Raw genomic sequence first — 6,478 nt, forward strand, 5'->3', positions numbered from 1 at the left:
AGCAGACACCATGATGAACACACCCAACGACGACGCCCTGGTGCTGTACGGCCAGCGCTTCGAAAGCCGGCTGCTGCTGGGCACGGCCCGCTACCCCTCGCCCGCCGCGCTGCAGGCCACCGTGCAGCGCGCGCGCCCGGCCATGCTCACGGCGGCGCTGCGCCGCCAGGGCAGCATCGAGCAGGGCAAGAGCTTCTGGGCCATGCTCAAGGAACTGCAGGTGCCGGTGCTGCCCAACACCGCCGGCTGCCACAGCGTGCAGGAGGCCATCACCACCTCACACATGGCGCGCGAGGTGTTCGACACCCCCTGGATCAAGCTGGAGGTGATCGGCGACGACTACACGCTGCAGCCCGACACGCTGAACCTGGTGCAGGCGGCCGAGCAGCTCGTCCGCGACGGCTTCTACGTGCTGCCCTACTGCACCGAGGACCTGGTGCTGTGCCAGCGCCTGGTGGACGTGGGCTGCCAGGCCATCATGCCCTGGGCCGCGCCCATAGGCACGGGGCGCGGCCCCGTCAACCCCTACGCCATGCAGACGCTGCGCCAGCGCCTGGACGTGCCCATGCTGGTGGACGCGGGCCTGGGCCTGCCCTCGCACGCCTGCCAGGTCATGGAATGGGGCTTCGACGGCGTGCTGCTGAACACCGCCGTGGCCCAGGCCGCAGACCCCGTGCGCATGGCCGGCGCCTTTGCCGACGCCGTGGCCGCGGGCCGCGCCGCCCACCTGGCCGGCGCCATGCAGCCGCGGGAATCGGCCCAGCCCAGCACCCCCGTGCTGGGCACGCCGTTCTGGCACCACGCGCAGGAAGCCTGAATGCACGAAAGCCATGAGGCCATGGTGCAGGCCATCGTGCACCACCACGGCGCCGCCTATGCGGACTTCCCGGCGCAGCCCGTGCCCGCCGCCACAACGGACGAGCCCGTATACCGCGCGGCCCTGGCCGCCTGCAGCGCGCTGGGCTTCATCGCCCACGACGCCGACTGCCTGGCCCGCGCCTGGGCCGCGCAGACGCGGCGCCTGGGATCCTTCGACGCCGCCCGCTGGCCCGACGAGCCCGCGGACTTCGGCCTGCAGCCGCGCCCCCACGCCCAACCCTTCGCGCCCTGCCCGCAGCGGCTAGGCCTGTACGCCGTGCTGCCCGACGCCGCCTGGGTCGGCCGCATGGCGCGCGCCGGCGTGCCCACGGTGCAGCTTCGCTACAAGTCGCAGGACGGCGCCGCCATCGCGCGCGAGGTGCAGGCCGCCGTGCAGGCCGTGCAGGGCACGCCGGCGCTGCTGTTCGTCAACGACCACTGGCGCGCGGCCATCGCCGCCGGCGCCTACGGCGTGCATCTGGGGCAGGAAGACCTGGACGCGCTGGGCCCCGACGACCTGCGCGCCATCCGCGAGGCCGGGCTGCGCCTGGGCGTGAGCACCCATGGCTATGCCGAGATGGTGCGCGCCGACGCCGCCAGCCCCAGCTACATCGCCATGGGCGCGGTCTTTCCGACCACGCTCAAGAAAATGGCCACCGTGCCCCAGGGCGTGGCGCGGCTGGCGGCCTACGCGCGGCTGATGCGCGGCTACCCGCAGGTGGCCATCGGCGGCATAGGCCTCGCACAGTTTCCCCAGGTGCTGGCCACCGGCGTGGGCTCGATCGCCGTGGTGCGCGCCCTGGTCAATGCCGACGACCCGGAAGCTGCGGCGGCGCGGCTGATGCGCGCGATGCAGGCATAGCCGCTGCCGCTCGGCAGCGTGTTCGCGCTCTCAGTACCGGCGGTTTTCCACGCGCTCCAGCTCGAAGCGCAGCTCCATCTTGTCGTCGTCCATGGCGAACCCCACGGACTGGCCGTGCGCCGGCGCCGTGGCGCCGGCCTCCGGCGGGTGGTCGCGCAGCGTGAATTGCGCGGGCTTCGACAGATCGACGTCGAGCATGTCCTCCACGGGCGGCTGCTTGGCCAGCACGTCATAGCCCGACGGCATCAGCGACAGGTCGCCCGCGATGGAGTCGAGCGAGCCCGAGGCCGCAAACGTCCTGGCCTGCGCCGCCGCCACGCTCCTGGGCGTCGTGCGCGCACGCGGCGGCGGCGCGCCGCGCAGATGCGCGGGCGTGGTCTGTGCGATGGCCAGCAGCAGCAGCAGATCGTCGAAGGCGGCCAGATCGAACCGCTGCACGTCCCGCCCATCGCCGCTGCGGAACAGGAAACCGTCGAGCACCCCCAGCACCTCGGGCGAAGACCACAGCGCCTCGATCTGCGCCAGGGCCTCCGGGTAGTCCTCCAGGGCGTGCCCGCTTTCATGCCATTGCGTGAACCGCGGGACCTGCACGTTGAAGCGCTCCTGGAACTGCCCGCGCAATTGGTCGAAGCTGTCCGTGCGCCCCAGCATCTGGAAAAGGCGCAGCAGTTCGAGGTACACGGCCGGCATCGCATCGCCCTGTTCATCGATGTGGCCGCGCAGCACCCTGATGGCCTGCTCGTGCTCGCCGATGGAGATGAAGAATTCCGCCTGTTGCTGAATGTCGAACAGCCCCTCGGGCTGGGCAGTCTGCGGCCGCGGCGCTGCCGCGGGCGCATCCGGCCGGGCGATGGGCGCCATCGGCGCCGGCGCAGCCGTTTGCGACGACGTCAGGGGAATGGTGTCGGGCCCGCCAGACGGCTCTGGCCCGACTTCCTGCATATCCTCCGGCGACGCCGAACTGGGATGCCAGGTATCGGCCGCTTCGGGTTCGACCTGGAATTGGACCCGGCCATCGGGCCCTTCGGAGACCACGGCACCATCCTGGAGCCCCTCGCTGAGCGCCACGGAGTTGTGCCATGCCTGGAGCACCTCGCGCCGCGTGCGCAGCAGCAGCCAGGCGATTGCGGCCAGGGCCAGCACCAGCGCCCCCCCCAGCGCATAGACCACGCCGGCCGAAAAGCTCTGGGACTGCAGCTGCGTGAGCTGCTGGCGCAGCCCGCTCGCCTCCGCGCGCCCGGCGTCCGCCTGCCTGCGGTGCGCCGCCGCGTCGGCCTCCAGCCGGCCCAGGCGTTCCATGGACTGCCGCAGGTCGGCGGGGGAGCTGTTGAGCACCTTCCACAGCGCCGCGAATTCTGCGCGCCGGGCCTCGTCGGGGGTGGAGAGCAAGAGCGGCTCCTCGCGCGACAGGCGCAGCTCCAGGGGGGCATCGAGCCACAGGTCCAGCGGCTCCACGATGAGGCGCGCGGCTGCGGTCGGCACAGGCGCCGGCACCGTGGCCCGCATGCGCGGCCGCGCCGGCTTGGCGGCCGCCTGGCCCGTGGACGTACCGGCCTGGGGCTTCTCGCGGCGGACGAAGGCCTGCGCGGTGGCGCCCCCCGCGTCCGATGCGCGCGGACCCACGGCATCCGCAACCGCATCGGTTGGGCGCGCGGGCGTGCCGCGCGCGGCGGAGGTGCCCGATGCGGCCGTGCCCAGCCGGCCGATGTCCAGCGGGCCCTGCGGGTTCGCGGCGCCCGCAGCCGGCGGGTCGGCCAGGAAGGTGTAGGTGCGCGTCACACGGCCTTCGCACCCCGCCGTGAGGGTGACGGTGAGCACGGGTTCGTCGGCCACCATGGAGGCCTGCACGCGCACCATGGGGCTGGCCCCGCCCTCGATGGGCGTGACGCGGACACGCGAATCCGCAATGCTTGTCGCCCCTGAGACCAGGCGCGCCGAGATGCAGGAGGACGCCAGATCCTTGCCCGGATCGGGCCGCACCTCGAACCCGAGATCGATTGCAGACCCCAGCACCACTGCGCCGCGGCTCGCCCCCAGCGAAAGCGCCGCTACGCCAGAGGCTGCGACGCACAGGCAGGCGCCCACGAATACATTGCGCATATCCACAATCGTTTCAATATGTTTAACAATTTTGACACAAGCCCCTTGATGTCCCACCGCCGCCCGATAATTTGATCATGAATATGGCATTTACCTCGATCGGCATCGTCGGCACGGGCGCCATGGGCCGCGGTATCGCGCAGATAGCGGCCCAGGCCGGCAGCACGGTGTATCTTTTTGACACAAAACCCGCCGCGGTCGATGCGGCGCGGACGCATCTCCATGGACAGTGGCAGCGCCTGGCGGACAAGGGGCGCATCGATGCGGCCCAGGTGCCCGTCTTGCTGGAGCGGCTCGTGCCCGCCGCCTCGCTGCGCGGTCTGGCGGCCTGCGAACTGGTGGTGGAGGCCATCGCCGAGCGCCTGGACGCCAAGCGGGAACTGCTGCTCGAACTCGAATCCATCGTCGCGCCCGGGGCGGTGCTGGCCAGCAACACCTCGTCGCTGTCGATCACGGCGCTGGCGGCGCCGCTCCAGCACCCGCAGCGCGTGGCGGGCTTTCACTTCTTCAACCCCGTGCCGCTCATGAAGGTGGTGGAGGTGGTGGCCGGGCTGCGCACCGAGGCTGCGGTCTGCACGCGCCTGGCGCAGTACGCCCGCGCCATGGGCCATACGCCCGTGATGGCGCAGGACACGCCGGGCTTCATCGTGAACCACGCGGGCCGGGGTTTCGGCACGGAGGCCCTGCGCATCGTGGGCGAGGGCGTGGCCGACTTCGCCACGGTGGACCGCATCCTGCGCGACCAGGCGGGCTTCAGGCTCGGGCCGTTCGAGCTCATGGACCTGACCGCCCTGGACGTGACGCACCCGGCGATGGAGTCCATCTACCACCAGTATTACGAAGAGCCGCGCTTTCGCCCCAGCCCGATCACGGCGCAGCGCCTGGCCGCGGGCCTGCTGGGCCGCAAGACGGGCGAGGGCTTCTACCGCTACGTGGACGGCGCGGCCCAGGTACCGGCCGAGCCGCCCGCGCCCCGGCCGGCGAGCCTTCCGCCGGTCTGGGTGTCCCCGCGCGCGGCGCGGCGCGCCGAGCTGTACCAGCTGCTCAAGAACCTGGGCGCCGCCATAGAAACCGGCGCCACGCCTTCGGCGGGCGCGCTGATCCTGGTGGCGCCGCTGGGCTTCGACGTGACCACGGTGGCCGTGGTCGAACGCCTGGACCCCACGCGCACCGTCGGCATCGACATGCTGGTCGACGACGCGGCCACGCGCCGCCGCGTGCTGGCCACCAACCCCGCCACGCGCGAGGACATGCGCGACGCGGCGCACGCGCTGTTCGCGAGCGACGGCAAGGCCGTGAGCGTGGTCCGCGACAGCGGCGGCTTCGTCACGCAGCGCGTGGTGGCCACCATCGTCAACATCGCGGCCGACATCTGCCAGCAGCGCATCTGCAGCCCGCAGGACCTCGAAACCGCCGTGACCCTGGGCCTGGGCTACCCGCTGGGCCCGCTGACCATGGGCGACCGCTGGGGGCCGACCAACATCCTCGAAGTGCTGTTCAACATGCAGACCGTCTACGGCGACCCGCGCTACCGCCCCAGCCCCTGGCTGCGCCGCCGCGGCGCCATAGGCCTGAGCCTGACGCACGAAGAACCCTGACCCGACCGCCATGACCGCAGAACTGCAAAGCACCAGCCACGGCCAGACCCTGGTCCTGACCCTGCGCGCGCCCGAGGCCTGCAATGCGCTGGACGGCGCCATCTGCGCCGCCGGCATCGAGGCCCTGGGCGTGGCCGAGCGCAGCGACGAGGTGCGCAGCGTGGTCATCACCGGCGCGGACGGCATCTTCAGCGCCGAGACCCGCCTGGAGCGCCTGCAGGCCAGGCGCCAGCAGCCGGCCCAGGCGCAGGCCCAGGGCGTGGAGCTGCTGCACCACTGGGTGGAGGCCGTGCGCACCCATCCCAAGCCCGTGATCGCCGCCGTGGAGGGCCTGGCCGAGGGGGCCGGCTTCTCGCTGGCGCTGGCCTGCGACCTGGTCGTGGCGGCGCGCAACGCGGCGTTCGCCATGGGCGGCGCCCGGCTGGGCCTGTCCCCCGCCGGCGGCGCGAGCTGGAGCCTGCCGCAGAGCCTGCCGCGCCAGATGGCCAGCGAGATCCTGCTGTGCGGCGAGCACATCGCGGCGCCGCGCCTGCACGCCCTCGGCCTGGTCAACCACCTGGCCGAGCCCGGCCGCGCGCTGCACGAGGCGCTGGCCCTGGCCGAGCGCCTGAACGCGCGCGCCCCCAACGCGCTGGCCAGCATCAAGGAGCTGGTGGGCGACGCGCCGCAGCGCAGCTTCACCGAGCAGCTGGCGCACGAGCGCGACCACCTGGTGCGCAGCCTGCAGCACGCGAATGCCGGCGAAGGCATTGCCGCGGCGCTCGAAAAGCGCACCCCACACTACAAATAGCGTAGCTCCCAGCGCTTTACCAATAAGCGCTGCGGCCATAAAACACCCAAATTCCTGCGGCGCACCAGCGCCGCCGCACGCCCGCTGCCGCGCCCGCCCGGACCGGGCGACGCCTGCATGACAGCCCCGCACCGCCGCGCCCTCCGAGCACGCGACAATGGCCCGCACCCCAGTCACGCAAACGACAGACCATGGACGAACCCATTCTTACCATCGACGAACGCGAGGCGATCAATGGCGGTCGCTGGTTTTCCTCCCTCTCCCCTTCCT

The 6,478-nt window shown here is 72.0% G+C and carries 5 protein-coding genes and 1 pseudogene; 5 read left to right on the plus strand and 1 reads right to left on the minus strand.

Annotated features, from left to right (window positions below; all coding sequences use genetic code 11):
- Positions 1 to 10 precede the first annotated feature (10 nt).
- Both ACX12L_RS13315 and thiE read left to right on the plus strand, forming a co-directional pair.
- Positions 11 to 817 carry a thiazole synthase gene (locus ACX12L_RS13315; protein WP_459263025.1) on the plus strand — a complete coding sequence of 269 codons (807 nt, stop codon included), beginning with the start codon at positions 11 to 13 and terminating at the stop codon, positions 815 to 817.
- On the plus strand, positions 818 to 1,720 hold the full coding sequence (thiE, locus tag ACX12L_RS13320; protein ID WP_459263026.1) for a thiamine phosphate synthase: 903 nt from the start codon (positions 818 to 820) through the stop codon (positions 1,718 to 1,720). It begins immediately after the preceding gene.
- Positions 1,721 to 1,750: 30 nt separating this feature from the next.
- On the opposite strand, the gene ACX12L_RS13325 is transcribed toward thiE, so the two are convergent.
- The gene (locus tag ACX12L_RS13325) at positions 1,751 to 3,820 is read right to left on the minus strand and encodes a type IV pilus assembly protein FimV (protein ID WP_459263027.1); all 2,070 of its coding nucleotides are present in this window, start codon (positions 3,818 to 3,820) and stop codon (positions 1,751 to 1,753) included.
- Between the two features lie 77 nt (positions 3,821 to 3,897).
- On the opposite strand from ACX12L_RS13325, the gene ACX12L_RS13330 reads away from it, so the two are divergent.
- The 3 genes and pseudogenes from ACX12L_RS13330 to ACX12L_RS13340 form a co-directional block, all read left to right on the plus strand.
- Positions 3,898 to 5,418 (plus strand): 3-hydroxyacyl-CoA dehydrogenase, encoded by a 1,521-nt coding sequence (locus tag ACX12L_RS13330; protein WP_459263028.1) that lies wholly within the window; start codon positions 3,898 to 3,900, stop codon positions 5,416 to 5,418.
- A 10-nt stretch (positions 5,419 to 5,428) separates the two neighbouring features.
- Entirely contained in the window at positions 5,429 to 6,208 is a 780-nt protein-coding gene (locus ACX12L_RS13335; RefSeq protein WP_459263029.1) for an oxepin-CoA hydrolase, alternative type, read from the plus strand.
- A 191-nt stretch (positions 6,209 to 6,399) separates the two neighbouring features.
- A pseudogene (locus ACX12L_RS13340) lies at positions 6,400 to 6,478 on the plus strand (Crp/Fnr family transcriptional regulator); the annotation flags it as partial.

It is taken from the genome of Alicycliphilus sp. T452, assembly GCF_054512775.1.